11 protein-coding genes are annotated in these 16,756 nt (G+C 66.9%); 2 read left to right on the forward strand and 9 right to left on the reverse strand.

The annotated features are described in order from the left end of the window. The first annotated feature begins 6 nt into the window (after positions 1 to 6). Positions 7 to 717, forward strand: a complete 711-nt coding sequence (locus ACFX59_RS07125) for a response regulator (RefSeq protein ID WP_307098917.1) — start codon at positions 7 to 9, stop codon at positions 715 to 717. Then, on the forward strand, positions 714 to 2,036 hold the full coding sequence (locus ACFX59_RS07130) for an ATP-binding protein (protein WP_307098914.1): 1,323 nt from the start codon (positions 714 to 716) through the stop codon (positions 2,034 to 2,036). Before ACFX59_RS07125 ends, ACFX59_RS07130 begins: the two co-directional genes overlap by 4 nt. Before the next feature lie 449 nt (positions 2,037 to 2,485). On the opposite strand, the gene ACFX59_RS07135 is transcribed toward ACFX59_RS07130, so the two are convergent. The 9 genes from ACFX59_RS07135 to glgX all read right to left on the reverse strand — a co-directional run bounded on the left by ACFX59_RS07135 (position 2,486) and on the right by glgX (position 16,671). Continuing rightward, a complete protein-coding gene (locus ACFX59_RS07135) occupies positions 2,486 to 5,596 on the reverse strand; it encodes a PAS domain-containing protein (RefSeq protein ID WP_387431004.1) in 3,111 nt (1,036 codons plus the stop codon). A 78-nt stretch (positions 5,597 to 5,674) separates the two neighbouring features. Next, complete coding sequence (locus ACFX59_RS07140) at positions 5,675 to 6,310, reverse strand: TIGR02281 family clan AA aspartic protease (RefSeq protein WP_387431006.1); 636 nt, start codon at positions 6,308 to 6,310, stop codon at positions 5,675 to 5,677. Between the two features lie 88 nt (positions 6,311 to 6,398). Then, on the reverse strand, positions 6,399 to 6,587 hold the full coding sequence (locus ACFX59_RS07145) for a hypothetical protein (protein ID WP_309695581.1): 189 nt from the start codon (positions 6,585 to 6,587) through the stop codon (positions 6,399 to 6,401). Positions 6,588 to 6,672: 85 nt separating this feature from the next. Then, a complete protein-coding gene (locus tag ACFX59_RS07150) occupies positions 6,673 to 7,269 on the reverse strand; it encodes a DNA-3-methyladenine glycosylase (protein ID WP_387431008.1) in 597 nt (198 codons plus the stop codon). Then, positions 7,266 to 8,570 (reverse strand): nicotinate phosphoribosyltransferase, encoded by a 1,305-nt coding sequence (gene pncB, locus ACFX59_RS07155; RefSeq protein WP_387431011.1) that lies wholly within the window; start codon positions 8,568 to 8,570, stop codon positions 7,266 to 7,268. Before pncB ends, ACFX59_RS07150 begins: the two co-directional genes overlap by 4 nt. Positions 8,571 to 8,572: 2 nt before the next feature. Next, positions 8,573 to 10,978 carry a malto-oligosyltrehalose synthase gene (gene treY / locus ACFX59_RS07160; RefSeq protein ID WP_387431013.1) on the reverse strand — a complete coding sequence of 802 codons (2,406 nt, stop codon included), beginning with the start codon at positions 10,976 to 10,978 and terminating at the stop codon, positions 8,573 to 8,575. Positions 10,979 to 11,003: 25 nt separating this feature from the next. After that, positions 11,004 to 12,902: a 4-alpha-glucanotransferase gene (gene malQ, locus ACFX59_RS07165; protein ID WP_387431015.1), complete on the reverse strand. Its 1,899-nt coding sequence runs from the start codon at positions 12,900 to 12,902 to the stop codon at positions 11,004 to 11,006. Beyond that, a complete protein-coding gene (gene treZ / locus ACFX59_RS07170; protein WP_387431018.1) occupies positions 12,899 to 14,593 on the reverse strand; it encodes a malto-oligosyltrehalose trehalohydrolase in 1,695 nt (564 codons plus the stop codon). The genes malQ and treZ overlap by 4 nt, the downstream gene beginning before the upstream one ends. Further along, positions 14,590 to 16,671: a glycogen debranching protein GlgX gene (glgX, locus tag ACFX59_RS07175; RefSeq protein ID WP_387431204.1), complete on the reverse strand. Its 2,082-nt coding sequence runs from the start codon at positions 16,669 to 16,671 to the stop codon at positions 14,590 to 14,592. Before glgX ends, treZ begins: the two co-directional genes overlap by 4 nt. Between the last annotated feature and the right edge of the window lie 85 nt (positions 16,672 to 16,756).

Raw genomic sequence — 16,756 nt, forward strand, 5'->3', positions numbered from 1 at the left:
GATGGGGTGACGCCGCCTACCATCCTTATCGTCGAGGACGATCCCGCCCTCCGCACCCTGACCGCGCGCGCGCTTCAGGAGAACGGATTTGCCGTCAAGCTGGCCAATGCCGCGCCCGAAATGTGGCAAGCGCTGGAGGTCGGCCAGATCGACCTGATCCTGCTCGACATCATGCTGCCCGGCACCAGCGGCATCGACCTGTGCCGTCAGGTGCGCCAGAAGAGTCCGGTCCCGATCATCTTCATCAGCGCCAAGGGCAGCGAGGTCGACCGCGTCGTCGGGCTGGAGCTGGGCGCGGACGATTATCTCGCCAAGCCGTTCGGCACGCGCGAGCTGGTCGCCCGCATCCGCGCGGTGCTGCGTCGCGGCGGGCTGGAGAGCACGCCGGGCGAGCGCGAGGCGGGCATATTGGGCTTTGACGGCTGGACCGCCAACCTGCCCCGGCGCGAGCTGATGTCGCCATCGGGCGCCCAGGTCGAGTTGACGGGGGCCGAGTTCGACCTGCTCGTCGCCTTTCTCGACAATGCCCAGCGCGTCATCGCGCGCGAACGCCTGATCGAGCTGTCGCGCGCGCGGATCGGCGACAGTTCGGATCGCAGCATCGACGTGCTGGTCAGCCGGTTGCGCCGCAAGCTGTCGGGGGCGGGGGGTGCCGCGCCGATCGTCACGGTGCGCGGCGTCGGTTACATGCTCAACGTGCCGGTGGAGCGGCGGTGATCCGCCCCTCGGTCGGCCTGCTCGGCCGGATCGTCGCGATCCTGCTGCTGGCGGTGACGATCGAGTTCGCCGTCTCCACCTATCTCTACGAGCGCGCCAGCCATGTCTCGGTCCGTGACGACGAGGCGCGGCGGCTGGCCGAGCATCTGATCGTCGCGCGCCGCGTCCTCAACGAACGCCCCGCGATCGAACGCCCTGAAGTGGCAGAGGAACTGACCACCGACCGCTATATCGTCGGCTGGTCCACCCAGACCCCGCCGCGCCCGACCATTGCGCCTGCGATGGACAGCATGCGCCGCCAGATCGTCGATTGGGAGCCGTCGCTGGCCGCGACCGACATTCATCTGCGGCTGACCTCGCCGGGGCGGACCTCGATGGTGTCGGGGGACTTGCGGCTGGATGACGGGTCGTTGCTGAGCTTCCGGATGCGCGAGGGGGTTCGGACGCTCGATCTGGCCCTGGGACGGGTGCTGCTGGCGCTGATCCCGGCGATCGCGCTGATGTTCGTCAGCGGCGCGCTGATCGGGCGGATCCTGCATCCGCTCCGCACGCTGGCCCGCGCGGCCGACAAGCTGGGGCGCGGACAGGGTGCCAGTGCCCTGATCGTGCCCGAGCGGGGCCCCAAGGAGGTGCGCCACGTGACCCGTGCCTTCAACCGGATGCAGGCGCGGATCGGGCGGTTGATCGACGAACAGACGCGTGCCCTGGCCGCGGTGGGCCATGACCTGCGCACGCCGCTCGCGCGATTGCGCTTGCGGGCCGATTCCATCCGCGAGGCCGAGGTTCGCGATGCGATCGGCAACGATATCGAGGAAATGGAAGCGATGGTCTCGTCGCTTCTGGCGTTCCTGGGCGGGGAAGGGGATGTCGAACAGCCCGAATTGACCGACCTGGCCATATTGTGCGCCAATCTGGCCGATGACGCCGCCGATCACGGGCGCGACGTCCGCTATGCCGGGCCCGATCATTTCGACTGTCGTCTTCGCCGCTTCGGAATGAAGCGCGCGCTGACCAATCTGGTCGAGAACGCGCTGCACTATGGCCAGCATGCGGTCATCACGCTGGACGTCGAACGCAGCGACGCGGTGCGCATTCGGGTCGAGGATGACGGACCCGGCATTCCCGAGGAGTCGCTCGAACTGGTCCTGGAACCGTTCGTCCGGCTGGACGCGGCGCGGCGGCGCGACACAGTGGGCTTTGGCCTTGGTCTGTCGATCGTCGCGCGGGTCGTCGCGGCCGAAGGCGGGGAGTTGACCCTCGCCAATCGGCCCGAAGGCGGGCTGTGCGCGGAAATTCGCCTGCCGCACTGTCGGACATGATTTGTCACGAACGCGCTGCACGACAGCAAAAAACAACGCGTATATCCTGTCTCTAGAGGAGAGGAGTGACGGGTCGTCGATCAGCGGCCATGACCGGCTTCGGAAGTATTGAAGTCAGCGATCATGGAAGAGGCGCAAGGTCGACGGTCCGTCACGAATGCCGATGCGCCTTTCTGCTTCGGTGCCATCCTGCGACGGTCACCCGCATCTTGCGGAGAGGCCGCCGAACGGTTCGTTGTTTTGACATCATTCGGGAGCATGACCGATGACGATGGAGTTTGATTTGACCGCACTGGAATTGCAGGGTGCCCTGCTGGTGCTCGCGGTGATCATCACCTTCGCCGCGATCGAGGGCTGGAAGGCCCGCTAACCCCTTACCGGTTTCGTCCGGGCTCCCCTGCCGCCCCCCTCCGGCATGAGCCCGATCGAAGGGGGTGGGCGGTCCGACCTCAGGGTCGGGCCGCCTGCTCCGTAACACCCAGCCGGCCCCGGATCGCGTTGAGCAGCTGCCCCGCCGAATAGGGCTTCGTCAGCAGCGCCGCGTCCAGTTCCGCTGCATCGCCCGCCATTCCGCCGTCGCCCGTCGCGAACACGATCGACAGCGTCGGCCGCAATAGCCGCGCCCGTCCCGCCAGCTCGATCCCGGATTCGCCCGGCAGGTTGATGTCGGTCACCAGCACGTTGATCTGCGCCGTCTGAAGAGCGGTCATCGCTTCCTCAGCGGTCACGGCATGGACCACGACGAAGCCCGCTTCCTGCAACACCTCGGCGGTATTGGCGCGGATCAGATCGTCATCCTCCACCAGCAGGATGGTCTGTCCGTCATGCAGCGGATGGACGACCGGCTGGCTGTCGACCGGGTCGCCCGGTGCGGCGTGGCCCGCATCGTCCCTGGGCATCTTGCGTTGCCGCTGATTGGCCAGGACATGGCGGAACTTCCGCGCCAGCGCCTCGCGGGTATAAGGCTTGGACAGGAGCTCGACGCCCTTGTCCAGCCGTCCGCCATGGACGATCGAATTCTCGGTATAGCCAGAAGTGAACAGCACCGCGATATCGGGCAGCCGCTCGCGCGCCTTGCGCGCCAGTTCGGGGCTTTTCAGCGTGCCGGGCATGACGACATCGGTGAAGAGCATGTCGATCGGAATGCCGCTCTCGATGACGTTGAGCGCGCTCTGCGCGTCGACCGCCTTCAGGACGCGGTAACCCAGGTCCGACAGCAGCTCGACCACGGTCGCGCGCACCTCGGCATCGTCCTCGACGACCAGCACGGTTTCGGTGCCGCCGGTGATCGGGCCGGTGTCGACCGCCACCTCGACATCCTCGGCCTCCATCGCGCGCGGCAGATAGAGCTTGATCGTGGTGCCGTGGCCGACCTCGGAATAGATCTTCACATGGCCGCCCGACTGTTTGACGAAGCCATAGACCATCGACAGGCCCAGCCCCGATCCCTTGCCCTCGCTCTTGGTCGAGAAGAAGGGCTCGAACACCTTCTGGATGATGTCCTCGGACATGCCGCTGCCGGTGTCGGATACCGCCAGCATGACATATTGGCCCGGTACCACCTCGTCATGGGTGCGCGCATAGGCGTCGTCGAGATGCGCATTGCCCAGCTCGATGGTCAGCTTGCCCTGACCATCCATCGCGTCGCGCGCGTTGATCGCCAGGTTCAGCAGCGCATTCTCGATCTGGGCCGGGTCGATGAAGGTGTTCCACAGGCCGCCGCCGACGATCGTCTCGATCTCCACGCCCTCGCCGATCGCACGGCGCAGCATGTCGTCCATGCCCTGCACGAAGCGGGTGACGTTGACGACCTTGGGCTCCAGCGCCTGCCGCCGCCCGAAGGCCAGCAATTGCGACGCCAGCTTCGACCCGCGCGAGACGCCCGCCATGGCGTTGGCAACCCGCTGTTCGGCACGGCTGTTGCCCGCCACGTCCTTGCCCAGCAGCTGGAGGTTGCCCGACACGACCTGAAGCAGATTGTTGAAGTCGTGCGCGACGCCGCCGGTCAGCTTGCCGATCGTCTCCATCTTCTGCGCCTGGGCCAGCTTCATCTCGGCCTGGCGGCGCTCGGCGATCTCCTCGATGACGCGGCTTTCCAGCGTCTCGTTGAGCTGGCGGAGCTGCGCCTCGGCGCGTTCGCGGTGATGGACCTGACGCGCCAGCACATTGGCCTGGTCGCGCAGCGCCTGTTCGGCCGCGCGCTGCTCGGTGATGTCGGTATGCACGCCGACCCACTCGACCAGTTCACCATCGGCCCCGACGATCGGCAGGCCCCGGATCGCATAGGTACGCCATTCGCCGTCATGGCGACGGACGCGGTGTTCGTGAACGAACATGCCCTTGGCGGCCACCGCCTTGTTCCAGGCGACGATGCTGTCCGCCGCATCGTCCGGATGGACGGCATTCGCCCAACCGAAATTCTGATATTCCTCGCGGGTCTGGCCGGTGATCGCGGCCCATCCGGGCTGCTCGCCGACCATCCGTCCATCGGCGCTGTTGGTCCACAGCACCCCGTGGACGGCGTCCATCGCGGCGCGGAACCGGCGATTGCTGCGCTCGATCACCTCGGCGTGGCGCATCCGCTCGTCGACATCGAAGACCAGGATATGAAAGCCGACGACCGCGCCCTGTTCGTCCCGGCGGGGAATATAGCGCGTCTCGGCGCGCCGATGGCTGCCGTCGCGGTGCTGGATCCGGACGTCGGCGACCACCGTCTCGCCCGCCAGTGCCCGCTCGATCAGCGGGCGTCGCTCGGCATAATCCTCGTCGGTCAGCACGTCGCTGATCCGGGTGCCCAGCATGGCGTCGGGGTCGACGCCCAGGAACTCGCGGTAATAGCTGTTGGCGAAGCGGTATCGTTCCTCGCGATCGACAAAAGCGACCAGCACGGGCAGCGAGTCGGTGATTACCCGCAGCTCGGCCTCGCTCTCCGCCAGTCGCCGCTCCGCCGCGACCCGCCCGGTATTCTCGACGACGGTGCACATCACCCCGCCGACATCGCCATGGTCGAGATAGACCGGCGTGTAATAGAGGTCGAACACCACCTCTTCGGGCTGCCCTGCACGGGTGACGATCAGCTTCTGATCGTGAAAGGCCAGATCCTCGCCCTGGAATCCCCGCGACAGGATATCGCGATTCCAGTCCCATATTTCGGGCCAGACCTCCGGCACCAGACCACCGAACGCCGACGGATGGCGCGGCCCGGCGATGGTGCGATAGGAGTCGTTATAGATCATCACATGATCCGGACCCCACATCAGGACCTTGGCGATCGGCGAATGGACGATGTTCGCCACGGTCGTGCGCAGCGCGGCGGGCCAGCCGCCGATCGGCCCCAGCGCCGTGGCGGCCCAGTCATGATCGCGCACCCGCTGCCCGCATTCGCCGCCGCCGACCAGCCAGGCGGTCGCCGCGTCGAAAGGCTGCTCCGCGCGCAGCCGTTCGATCGCCGCGACCAGCAGCGCGTGCTCGTCGGGAAAGCGGCCGGTTTCAATGGCATGGACGACATATCGGTCGAGCTGCGCCGGGAGCGGCAGCATTCGCGACAGGGGAGTGTTCATGGATTGACGCATGGGTAAGCTAAACCGCCAAGTCAATCGGCGGTGTCGCCGATTGCACTGATTTCCATCATCTTCTTGTCATGTTGACGATGACCGGTGGGTTAATGGCTGTGGATGGTGCGGCTCCAGGATCAGCGTCGATCCCTCGACCCGCCAGCTCTTGAGCCGCGACAGGAAGTTCATGCCCAGCACGTCCGTCTCGCCGAATGCGGGAGAGATGACGACGGGGATGCCGTCGGCACGGATCGTACCGATCTCCAGCGTCTTCACGCGTCCGGTCTGCGCGCGGATCATGCCGTTGGCCGTGTTGAGCACCACGGGAAAGACCGGGGCGGACGGCCGCAGCCCGGCGGCGCGCGCGGTGTCGGTCGACAAGGCGGTCAGCGTCGCCCCGCTGTCGACCAGCATCCGTCGGCTGACCCCGTCGAGCGTGACCCGTGCCCAGAAATGCCCGTCCGGCGACATCCGGATGCGCACCGTGTCACCGACGACGCTCTGGTCCTGCAGATTGAGGACCTGCATCGCCCGCTGGATATAGGGATCGAACTGTTCGCGCTGTTGCAGAACGACCAGAAGCAGGCCGCCCAGCACCAGCCAGCTGACCAGGTTAATCGCCAACCGCAGGAACGGCACGCGACGCGCGACGATACCCGCGACGACGATCGCCACGACGACGAGCAGCAAGGGCGTGGGGATGCCCCAATCGACAAACATGAAACCGCTATATCCTTGTCGAGCCAGGAAAAGGCCGGATTAGGCTATATCGCGGAATCCGTCTGTACCGTTGCTGACCGTGACGCGATCAGCCCTGATCCGCAACCCCGACATCGGACGCGCTGAAACGCTGGCCGCCATACCAGCGGCGGAAGCTGCCGTCGGGTTGACGGAAATAGCGATTGCCGTTGTGAAGAACTGGTGCGCCCAGCGAACGATAGGCCGCCCAGACGCCATAGACCATGGCGACCACCGCCAGGACCTTGATCCACTCCATCGACTCGTCCCCTTATCGTTATCCCCGGGAGGCTCGCGACAAATAGGGGTGAGATCAAGCAAAATAGATGCTGCACCGCATGGCATTACTTGCCCGATCGATGCTGCACCGCGTCAGGACCTTGAGGAAATGGGCGGCTCAGCCACGGAGATCCGGCAATGCCGAACCGGCGGTGGCGTTCCGCAGCGCGGGTAATGCCGATGCGCGCTCCGCTGACGATCGCGACATCGGTGGCGGTCAGGAGCAGATTGAAGGGGTGCTCGCCGAGAAAGGCCCCGTCCAGGCTCTGGTCGACGCCCAGGGCCGCGCACAGCCGCCCGGGTCCGGCGCAAAGCTGCCTGATGGTGACCCGCCCGCCGCGCCGCCGGTGCATGACCTCCAGGCCATGGACCGGCTCGATGGCGCGAATGAGGACGGCGCTGCCCGGCGTGCCGCAGACGATGTTGAGGCAATGATGCAGCCCGTAGATGCGATAGACATAGGCATGGCCGACCGCTCCGAACATCGCCGCATTGCGCGCGGTCCGGCCGGCGAAGCTGTGCGAGGCCGGATCGGCGGCGTCATAGGCCTCGGTCTCCACGATCGGACCGCCGACGCCGTCGACGAGCAGGGTCACGCCGAGCAGCGCGCGGGCGACGACATCGACCTCCTGCCCGTAAAAGTCGGGCGGCAGCGGCATCATACCTCGGTCGTGCGGGCCTTTCGCCCGTCATTGCCGAAGACCGCCAGATAGCGCGCGATCTCCGCGGGATCGCCATTGGCCTTGGCCGGATTGTCGGAGAGCTTGACGGCGGGGCGGCCATCTACCTCGATCACCTTGGCGACCAGCGAGATCGGCTCCAGCCCCGGCAGCCCGTCGGGATCGCAATCGCGGAAGTCGTTGGTCAGGTTGGTGCCCCAGCCAAAGCTCATCCGGACGCGGCCGTTGAAATGCCGATAGGTCCGCTCGATCGTGTCGACGTCCATGCCATCTGAAAAGATCAGCAGCTTGTCGCGCGGATCGCGGCCATGCTGGCGCCACCAGTCCAGGATCGCCTCGCCCGCTTCGATCGGCGGTGCGCTGTCGGGTCGGAAGCCGGTCCAGTCGGCGACCCAATCGGGTGCATCGCGCAAGAATGCGGCGGTGCCGAACGCGTCGGGCAGGACGATCAGCAGGTTGCCGTGATAATGCTGCCGCCATTCCTGAAGGACGCGGTAGGGGGCCTGGCGCAGCTCGTCATCGGTCCGCGCCATCGCCGCGACGGCCATGGGCAGCTCATGCGCGTTGGTGCCGATCGCCTCCAGATCATTGTCCATCGCCAGCAGCACGTTCGAGGTGCCGATCAGCCGGTCGCCAAGCCCTTCCTTCAACGCCTCCACGCACCAGCGCTGCCACAGGAAACCATGGCGTCGCCGCGTACCGAAATCGGAAATGGCCAGATCGGGAAGCGCCCGCAACCGCTCGACCTTGCCCCAGAGCTTGGCCTTGGCGCGGGCATAGAGGATATCGAGCGCGAAACGGCCCTTGGCATGCAGCGCCACACGGGCACGGAGTTCGTTGACGATGGCGAGCGCGGGAATTTCCCACATCGTCGTCGCGCACCAGGGGCCGTGAAAGCGCAGCTCGAACTGTCCGTCGCGGCGGCTCAGCTCGTATTCGGGAAGCTGGAAATCGGCCAGCCATGCCAGGAAATCCGGCGCGAACATCCGGGTCTGGCCGTAAAAGCTGTTACCGGCCAGCCAGATCAGTTCCTTCTTCGTGAAGCGCAACGTCCGGGCATGGTCGAGCTGCGCGCGCAGCTCCGCCTCGTCGATGACGTCCGCCAGGCGAACCGATCGCGTCCGGTTGTGGAGCGCGAATGTCGCCTGCGTATCCGGATAGAGGTTCCGGATCATCTGAAGCATCAGCAGCTTGTAGAAATCGGTGTCCAGCAGGCTGCGGACGATGGGATCAAGCCGCCAGCCATGGTCCCATGTCCGTGTCGCGATATCGGTGACGGCCATGCCTATCCTTTGTCGGTGCCAGGCCGGACATCATACCAGACCGGCCCGTCGGCCAGCAAATCGGCCACCAGGCGGGAGCCGTCCGCCAGCATCACGGCGGTATCCCGCCAATCGACCTGGCCCTGCGCATCCATCAGCGGGGCCAGGCGAAGCCCCATGACGCAGGTCAGCACCGCATCGCCGTGCCGTCGCTCGAACGCGATCACCCGGTCGCGGCCATGCCCCTTGACGGGAAGCGGCCGGTAATCGCCCTCGGCAAACAGCGCGAGGTATCGACGGCGCGCGTCGAGAAACCCGGCGAGCAGGTCCAGCTTCGGACAGCCGCCTTCTGCCAGTGCCCTTTCGCGAGCAGGATAGTCGACCGGACGACGATTGTCGGGATCGACCAGGCTGAGATCGGCGAACTCCGTACCCTGATAACAATCGGGTATGCCCGGCACCGTATAGCGCAGCGCCAGTTGCACCAGCGAATTGGCCGAGGCCGCCGGTGCGATCCGCCGCAACAGGTCGTGCAGGCGCGCTCGAAATGGCTCACCCTCCGCGCCGTCGATCAGGGCTTCGGCCAGAGCGTTGCAGCGCCCCTCATAATCCTCGTCCGGGGCTTCCCAGGACGAGCGCAGCTTGGCCTCGCGCAACGCCTTTTCCTGCCACGCCGTCACCCGCTCCGCGAAATCGCCCAGATCCTCCGGCCGGGGCCAGGCACCGATCAGTGTCTGGACGAGCATGTACCAGTCCGCTGGATCGACCCCTTCGGACAGGGCCAGCGTGTCCTGCCGCCACCCTTCGACCGCGATGCGCCAGTCGTCCGGGATCGCGCTCAACACCGCAAGGCGGGCGCGCACATCCTCGCCGCGCTTATGGTCATGGGTGGCGGTGGTCAGCATCGCATGCGGGAATGTCTTGGCCCTTCCCGACATCCGGTCGTGAAAGGCCGCGATCGGCAGGCTCATCCGCCCCGCGTCGAACCCGACATCGTTGCGCGAGAGCAGGACACCGTGCCGATAAAAGGCGGTGTCCTCGACCGCCTTGGCGGCGATCGGCGCGGACAATTGCTGGAAACGGCGCACCGCCTCGGCCAGCAGGGCGCGGTCCGCGTCACCTTCGCCCGCCAGCCAGGCGAGGATCTGGTCGACCACGAAGGTTTCGCCCGGCGGGATGAAATGCTCGACCCGTGACCGGGCCTGCCCGCGCACCTCGGCATCCGTCGCGGGCGCGTCGGGGCCGTAGGTGCGATAGACCGGGAAGACCCAGAGCAAGCGCTCGATCGCGCGGCGGAGCATGGCGGTCGTGATCGCCCCCTCCAGCGCCGGGTCGGATGCCGTCAGCGCGGCGAAGGCCGCCATGCATCCGTCCAGCTGTCCTGCGAACTGCCAGGCCAGCAAATCCTGCCGCGCCTGCAATTCCTCGGGCGCGAAATCGGCCGTCCGTCCGCTCAGCTGTGCCCAGAGTTCGGCGAGCGGTCGCGTGCCTTCCGGCGCATGGAGAAGGGCGGCGACCTCTTCCATGAAATCATAGCCGCTGGTGCCGTCCACCCCCCAGCCGCGGCCCATCTCCTCGTCGGCGCCGAGGATCTTCTCGACCACGATATAGGCGCGGTTGCCGTCGTCGCGAGGGATGGCATCGAACCGCGCGCGCAGTTTCCGGCCATAGCCGATCGGGTCGGTCAGCCCGTCGATATGGTCGATCCGCACGCCGTCGATCAGTCCCTCGGCATAGAGGCGGAAATAGAGCGCATGGGTCTCCTCGAATACGGCATCGTCCTCAACGCGAAGCCCGGCCAGTTCGTTGATCGTGAAGAAGCGCCGCCAGTTGAGTTCGTCATTGGACACGCGCCACGAGGCCAGCCGGTAATGCTGGCGGTCGAGCAGTTCGGCGATCGACAGGATTTCGGCCTCGTCCTGATCGGCGTCGCGGATCGGCAGGCGGTGTTCGCCATAAGCGACGACCTCCGCCCGTCCGTCGGTCCGCTCGACGGTGATCTGTCCTTCGGCCAGGACGTGGGAGAGCGGGTCCCCCAGGATGGGCAGGACGAGCCTCTGCGACCAGTCGATGTCGAAGAACCGGGCATAGCGGCTGTCGGGCCCCGCGCGCAGCATGTCGTTCCACCATTCGTTACCGCCGCCCGCCACGCCCATATGGTTGGGGACGATATCGATGATGACGCCCATGCCTCGCGCCCGCGCCGCCAGGGCCAGTGACCGGAAGCCATCCTCGCCCCCCAGTTCGGGATTGATCCGCGTCGGGTCGATCACGTCATAGCCGTGCATCGACCCCGCCGTGGCCGTGGTGATCGGCGAGGCATAGACATGGCTGATCCCCAGTCGATCGAGATAGGGCAGCAGCGCTTCCGCACGACCGAAGGGGAAGTCCTTGTGGAACTGGAATCGATAGGTGGCGCGCGGCGTCATGGCGACGTCCTTTGGTTCGAGCGGGTCAGCGGGCGTTGAGCGTGGCGATGCGGTCGGCGACGTCGGGGTCCGCCAGCAGCGGCTCCAGCCTGTCGGGCAGGCGGCGGCGCCAATTGGGGTGCTCGTCGGTGGTGCCGGGCAGGTTGGGCTGTTCCTCCAGCGCCAGCAGATCCTCGATCGGCACGATCGCGAGCGGGCAGGGGGTGGCGGCCACCGCCGCGATCGCGGCACCGACGACGGCGGCGGGGTCGTCGGGCAGGGGAGCGGCATCGCCGATCACCACCCATAGCGCCTCGCGTTCGCTATCGCGGCTCGCGGCGTCTTCGTCAGACACCGACTTGCCCGCGATCCGCGCCCGCCATTCGAGATCGCGGCCGCGCCACCATCCCGCGACCGTCGCAATGTCATGGGTCGCGGTCATCGAAATGGCCTCGGCATCCCATTTCTCCGGCGGGATGAAGCCACCGTCCGAGTCCCGCTCGAAGGGCAGGACCCGCATGCCGAGCATCCCGGCCTTTGCCATGCTGTCGCGAAATCCTGGCGGCACGGTGCCCAGATCCTCGCCGATGACGATGGCGCCGCGTCCCTGATTGGCGCGGTGCGCCTCGATCTTCAGGATGCGCAGCATGTCTTCGAACGGCATCGCCAGATAGGCGCCCTGATCGGCGGCGGCGCCTTCGGGGATGACCCACAGGCGGCACAGACCGAGCGCATGGTCGATCCGCACGCCACCGGCATGCGCGAACACGGCGCGCAGCGTGGCGATGAAGGGCGCGAACCCCTGTCTGCGCAGCGCGAAGGGCGACAGCGCGGTGATCCCCCAATTCTGTCCGTCGGGGCCCAGCGGGTCCGGCGGCGCGCCGATGGACAGGCCGGTGAGCAGCTCGTCGGGGCGGCTCCAGGCGTCCGCGCCGTCCCCGGCCACGCCGATGGCGAGATCAGCGATCAGCCCGATCCCCATCCCGCCATCGCGGGCCGCCATGGCAGCGTCGTGCAGCGCGCGGTCGGCGTGCCACTGGGCAAAGGCATGGAAGGCGATCGCATCCCGGTGCTCGTCGGCAAAGGCCTGCACCGCCGGACCGGCGAAATCACGATAATGCGCGGGCCAGTCGCGCCACCCTTGCGCGCCGGTGCGGGCGTGGAAATAGCCTTGCAGCGCGTCGAACAGGGCCTGGTGCTCCAGCACCTCGCCCTGCTGGTCGCGCCAGTGCTGGAACGCCTGCCGATCTGTCCCGGCCAATCGGTCGAAGACCACGCGAAGGTCGCGCATCCGGTCCGGTGCGGCGCTGGCCCAGTCGATCAGCTCGGGCTGATTCGGCACAGGCTCCCCGGCCGGCGCCAGCCAGACGTTGCGGAACAGGCGGCTCGACGGCGCATAGGGGCTGAACCGGCGGGCCTCGGCGGGGAACAGGGCGTGGACCGGGCTGATCGCCAGGGCGGAAGCCCCCGCATGGGCCATTGCTCCCGCCGCCGAGGCCAGGCTCGCGAAGTCGCCATAGGCGCCGCCGCCTTCCCGAAGCGACGGGATCTGGACCGCGCTGCCCCAATGGCGTCCGGCGGGCGGTGCCGGGCAGCGAAGCGGGGCGACGGCGACCGTCACGAAGCGGTCGTCCTGCTCCAGTCGATGATAGCCCCATGACCTCGGTGCGGGGAGCGACACCCGGTCGGCATGGCCGGTCAGGACGACAGGGCAAGCCTCACCATCTTCCAGGATCAGCCGCGCATTCCCCGGCCACCAATCCGGCGGCAGGAGGACGGCATCGCCCAGATCGGCGGAGACGAACGTCTCCTCCCCGACCCTAGTGTCCAGCCGGTCGAGGATCGCGCCCAGTGCCTCGTCCGAGACCTGCTGGTCCCGGCCCTTGGCATCCTGCCACGCCACCGACAGACCGGCGGCTTCGGCGCGGGCGTGAAGGTCGCTCATCGTGCGATCCATGCGGCGAAGCGGTCGCCTTCACGATAGATCAGTTCCGCCTCCTCGTCACCGATCGGCGACGGCGCCTCGCCCAGATCGATCGCGATGGTCAGCGTCGCGCCGTCTCCCATCCGCCAGCGGGCCTTGACCGCCGCCGGCCCGCAGACCTCCGCCGCCAGCCCGACCGTATCCTTCAGGCGCGGCACGATATGCGCGTGGCGCAGGCTCAGCAATTCGCGGTACAGCGCCCGCCACTCGCCCGCCTGCGGTCCCGGCTCGGGGACTGACGCCTCGAAGGTCGAGTGCGCATTGGGGTCGGGAATGCGCGCGCGTGCCGCCTCGTCGGCAAAGGCGTCGAACTTGGCGAATTCGCGGCGACGCCCCTCGCGCACCGCGTCGGCCAGTTCGTCATGAAAATCGGTGAAGAACAGGAACGGGCTCTCGCTCCCCTCATCCTCGCCCATGAACAATAGCGGGATCTGCGGCCCGAGCAGCAGCAGCGCGGTCGCCGCGCGTAGCCGTTCGCGGTCGGTCAGCCGGATCAGCCGCTCGCCCATCGCCCGGTTGCCGACCTGGTCGTGGTTCTGAAGGAACGCGACGAAGGCGGTGCTGGGCAGGTCGCCCGACGGCTTGCCACGCGGCTTGCCGTCATGATTGGGCGAACCCTCGCCCTGATAGATGAAGCCTTCCTTCAGGCAGCGTGCCAGCCGCTCGGCGGGACGATCCGCGAAGTCGCCATAATAGGCGCTCGTCTCGCCCGTCAGCAGGACATGGAGGACGTTGTGGAAATCGTCGTTCCACTGCGCGTCATAGCCACCCGGCGTCAGGCGCTCCGCATCGTTCTTCTCGTTTTCGAGCACGAGATGGACATGCCGCTCGGGCAGGGCGGCGCGGATTTCTGCTGCCATCCGGTCGAGGAAGCCGTCATTCTCGATCGCATGGACCGCGTCGAACCGCAGTCCGTCGATCCGATAGTCGCGCAGCCACATCAAGGCGTTGTCGACGAAGTAGCGATGGACCGGATCGGCATCGACCGCCACCGCGCCGCCCCAGGGCGTATCGACATCCTGATGGAAAAAGGCACCGGCATAGGCGCCCAGATAATTCCCGTCCGGCCCGAAATGGTTATAGACCACGTCGAGAAAGACCGAGAGGCCCAGCGAATGCGCGGTGTCGACCAGCGTCTTCAACTCGGCGGGCGAACCATAGGCTTCGGCCACCGCGTAGGGCAGGACGCCGTCATAGCCCCAGTTGCGGGTGCCGCCAAAGGCGTTGACCGGCATCAGCTCGATCGCGGTGATCCCCGACGCAGCCATCGCGCCCAGCCGTTCGCGAACGCCCGAAAAGCCGCCAAGCGTGCCCGCATGCACCTCCAGCAGCACCGTCTCTTCCCAAGGGCGTCCGCGCCATTCGGTCGCGCTCCAGGCGAAGGACGGATCGACGACCACGCTCCAGCCATGGACGCCGCCCGACTGGAGCCGTGAGGCGGGATCGGGAACGGCAAGATCGGGGGCGACCCTGAACCGGTAGCGGGTGCCCGGCGGGGCAGGGGCCTCGCCGGTGAACCAGCCATCGGGGTCGCGCACCATGGCGACCTCGCCGCCGCCGTCGATCTCCAGCGTGACTGACGGCCGGTCCGGTGCCCACAGACGGAAGCGGGTATCCGCGCCGTCGCGCAGTTCGGGGCCCCAATGCGTCATGCCGCGATCCCATTGCGCCAGGTGACCAGCACGGCACTTTGCGGCTCGACCTCATAGCTGTCGTCGATCGCGACCTCGCCCTGCTCCGGCTTGGCGCTGTCGATCAGGACGGTGCGGTCGGCATGGGGCGGGGGCAGGGTGAAGGTGATCGGATCGGCCGACGCGTTGAGGAGCAGCGACACCGCCTCGACCTCGCCATCCTCGGTCACCGAGGCCCGGCGCATCATCAGCGCGCGGCCTTCCGGGTTCTGCCAGTCCTCGGGCGACAGCTGATTGCCGCGCTCGTCCCACCATTCGATATCGTTGATCCCGTGCCCCGGCGTATCCTGGCCATACAGGAACTGGGGTGCGCGCAGCACGGGGAAACGGCGGCGCAACTCGGCCAGCCGCGCGGTGAAGGCGATCATCGTCTCGCCATCCTCCGACGCCGCCGCCTTCCAGTCGAGCCAGCTGATCTCGTTATCCTGGCAATAGGCGTTGTTGTTGCCGCGCTGCGTCCGGCCGAACTCGTCCCCCGCCACGATCATCGGCGTGCCGAGCGAGGTGAGCAGCGTCGTCATCATCGACCGCATCACCCGGCCGCGCGCCGCGTTGATGCCCGGATCGTCGGTCGGCCCCTCCGCGCCCCAGTTGCGCGAGTAATTCTCGGAATGGCCGTCGCGATTGTCTTCCTTATTGGCCTCGTTATGCCGCTCTTCGTACATGACGGTATCGGCCAGGGTGAAGCCGTCATGCGCCGCCAGCATGTTGAGGCTGGCCCAGGGACGCCGCGCCCGCCGGTCGAACAGGTCCCCCGATCCGGCCAGTCGCGCCGCCAGATCACCGCGCTGGCCGGGGTCGCCCCGCCAATATTTGCGCACGGTGTCGCGGTACTTGTCGTTCCATTCGGAGAAGCCGGGCGGGAAATTGCCGAGCTGATAGCCGCCGGGGCCGACATCCCAAGGCTCGGTCAGCAGCTTGAGCCGCCCCAGTACCGGGTCCTGTCGCAGCACGTCGAAAAAGGCCGAGCCCGGATCGAAACCGTCGGCCTCGCGCCCCAGCGTCAGGCCGAGGTCGAAGCGGAACCCGTCGATCCCGAAGCTGGTCGCCCAATAGCGCAGCGAGTCCGCGACCATCTGGATCACCCGCGCCTTGGACAGGTTCAGCGTATTGCCGGTGCCGGTGTCGTTGATCGTATAGCGCGGCTGATCCTGGACCAGCCGATAATAGCTGGCATTGTCGAGACCGCGCCACGACAAAGTCGGGCCCTTTTCCGACCCTTCGCAGGTATGGTTGTAGACGACGTCGAGAATCACCTCGATCCCGGCCTTGTGCAGCCGGTGGACCGCACGGCGAAGCTCGTCCTGCGTATCGGTCGCGAAATAGGCCTGCTCGGGCGCGAAGAAGCCCAGCGTGTTATAGCCCCAATAATTGCGCAGTCCCTTTTCCTGAAGGAAACGGTCCTGGGTAAAGCTGTGGATCGGCAGCAGTTCGATGGCGGTGACGCCGATCCGCTTCAGATGCTTGATGACCGCCGGATGGCCGAGCCCGGCATAGGTGCCCCGCTCGCGCGGCGGCACCAGTTCCATCAGCTTGGTCAGCCCCTTGACGTGCGCTTCGTAGATGACGGTTTCCGACCAGGGCGTGTTGGGCTTTACATCGCGCGACCAGTCGAAATGATCGTCCACCACCACCGCCTTGGGCATGGCGGCGGCGCTGTCGCGCTTGTCGAAGCTCAGATCCTCCTTCTTGGAGCGGATCTGATAGCCGTGCAGCGCATCGGTCCACTTGATCTCGCCATGCAGCTTGCGGGCATAGGGGTCGAGCAACAGCTTGTTGGGGTTGAAGCGGTGTCCCGCCTCCGGCTCATAGGGGCCATGCGCGCGGTAGCCGTAGAGGAGGCCGGGCCCGACATCGGGCAGATAGCCGTGCCACACCTCGTCCGTGCATTCGGGCAGCGTATAGCGGCGCAACTCGCGCTTGCCCTGAGGGTCGAAGATGCAGAGTTCGATCCGGTCGGCATTGGCGGAGAAGACGGCGAAGTTGACGCCTTCGCCATCGAACGTGGCACCCAGCGGATGGGGCGAACCGGCAAGCATCTGGTCGGGCAAAGCGGTCAAAGAGGGTCTCCGGCAAAAGTCGAATGACTATCCGTGGGGTCAACGCAAGAAGGGGGAAGCGAGG

It is taken from the genome of Sphingomonas sp. NCPPB 2930 (genome assembly GCF_042867205.1).
In the GTDB taxonomy this organism is placed as follows: domain Bacteria; phylum Pseudomonadota; class Alphaproteobacteria; order Sphingomonadales; family Sphingomonadaceae; genus Sphingomonas.

Coding starts and splice junctions, on each gene's coding strand:
- ACFX59_RS07135 (WP_387431004.1), bottom strand. CDS start 5,596: ATGAACACTCCCCTGTCGCGAATGCTGCCGCTCCCGGCGCAGCTCGAC.
- ACFX59_RS07140 (WP_387431006.1), bottom strand. CDS start 6,310: ATGTTTGTCGATTGGGGCATCCCCACGCCCTTGCTGCTCGTCGTCGTG.
- ACFX59_RS07145 (WP_309695581.1), bottom strand. CDS start 6,587: ATGGAGTGGATCAAGGTCCTGGCGGTGGTCGCCATGGTCTATGGCGTC.
- ACFX59_RS07150 (WP_387431008.1), bottom strand. CDS start 7,269: ATGATGCCGCTGCCGCCCGACTTTTACGGGCAGGAGGTCGATGTCGTC.
- pncB (WP_387431011.1), bottom strand. CDS start 8,570: ATGGCCGTCACCGATATCGCGACACGGACATGGGACCATGGCTGGCGG.
- treY (WP_387431013.1), bottom strand. CDS start 10,978: ATGACGCCGCGCGCCACCTATCGATTCCAGTTCCACAAGGACTTCCCC.
- malQ (WP_387431015.1), bottom strand. CDS start 12,902: ATGAGCGACCTTCACGCCCGCGCCGAAGCCGCCGGTCTGTCGGTGGCG.
- treZ (WP_387431018.1), bottom strand. CDS start 14,593: ATGACGCATTGGGGCCCCGAACTGCGCGACGGCGCGGATACCCGCTTC.
- glgX (WP_387431204.1), bottom strand. CDS start 16,671: ATGCTTGCCGGTTCGCCCCATCCGCTGGGTGCCACGTTCGATGGCGAA.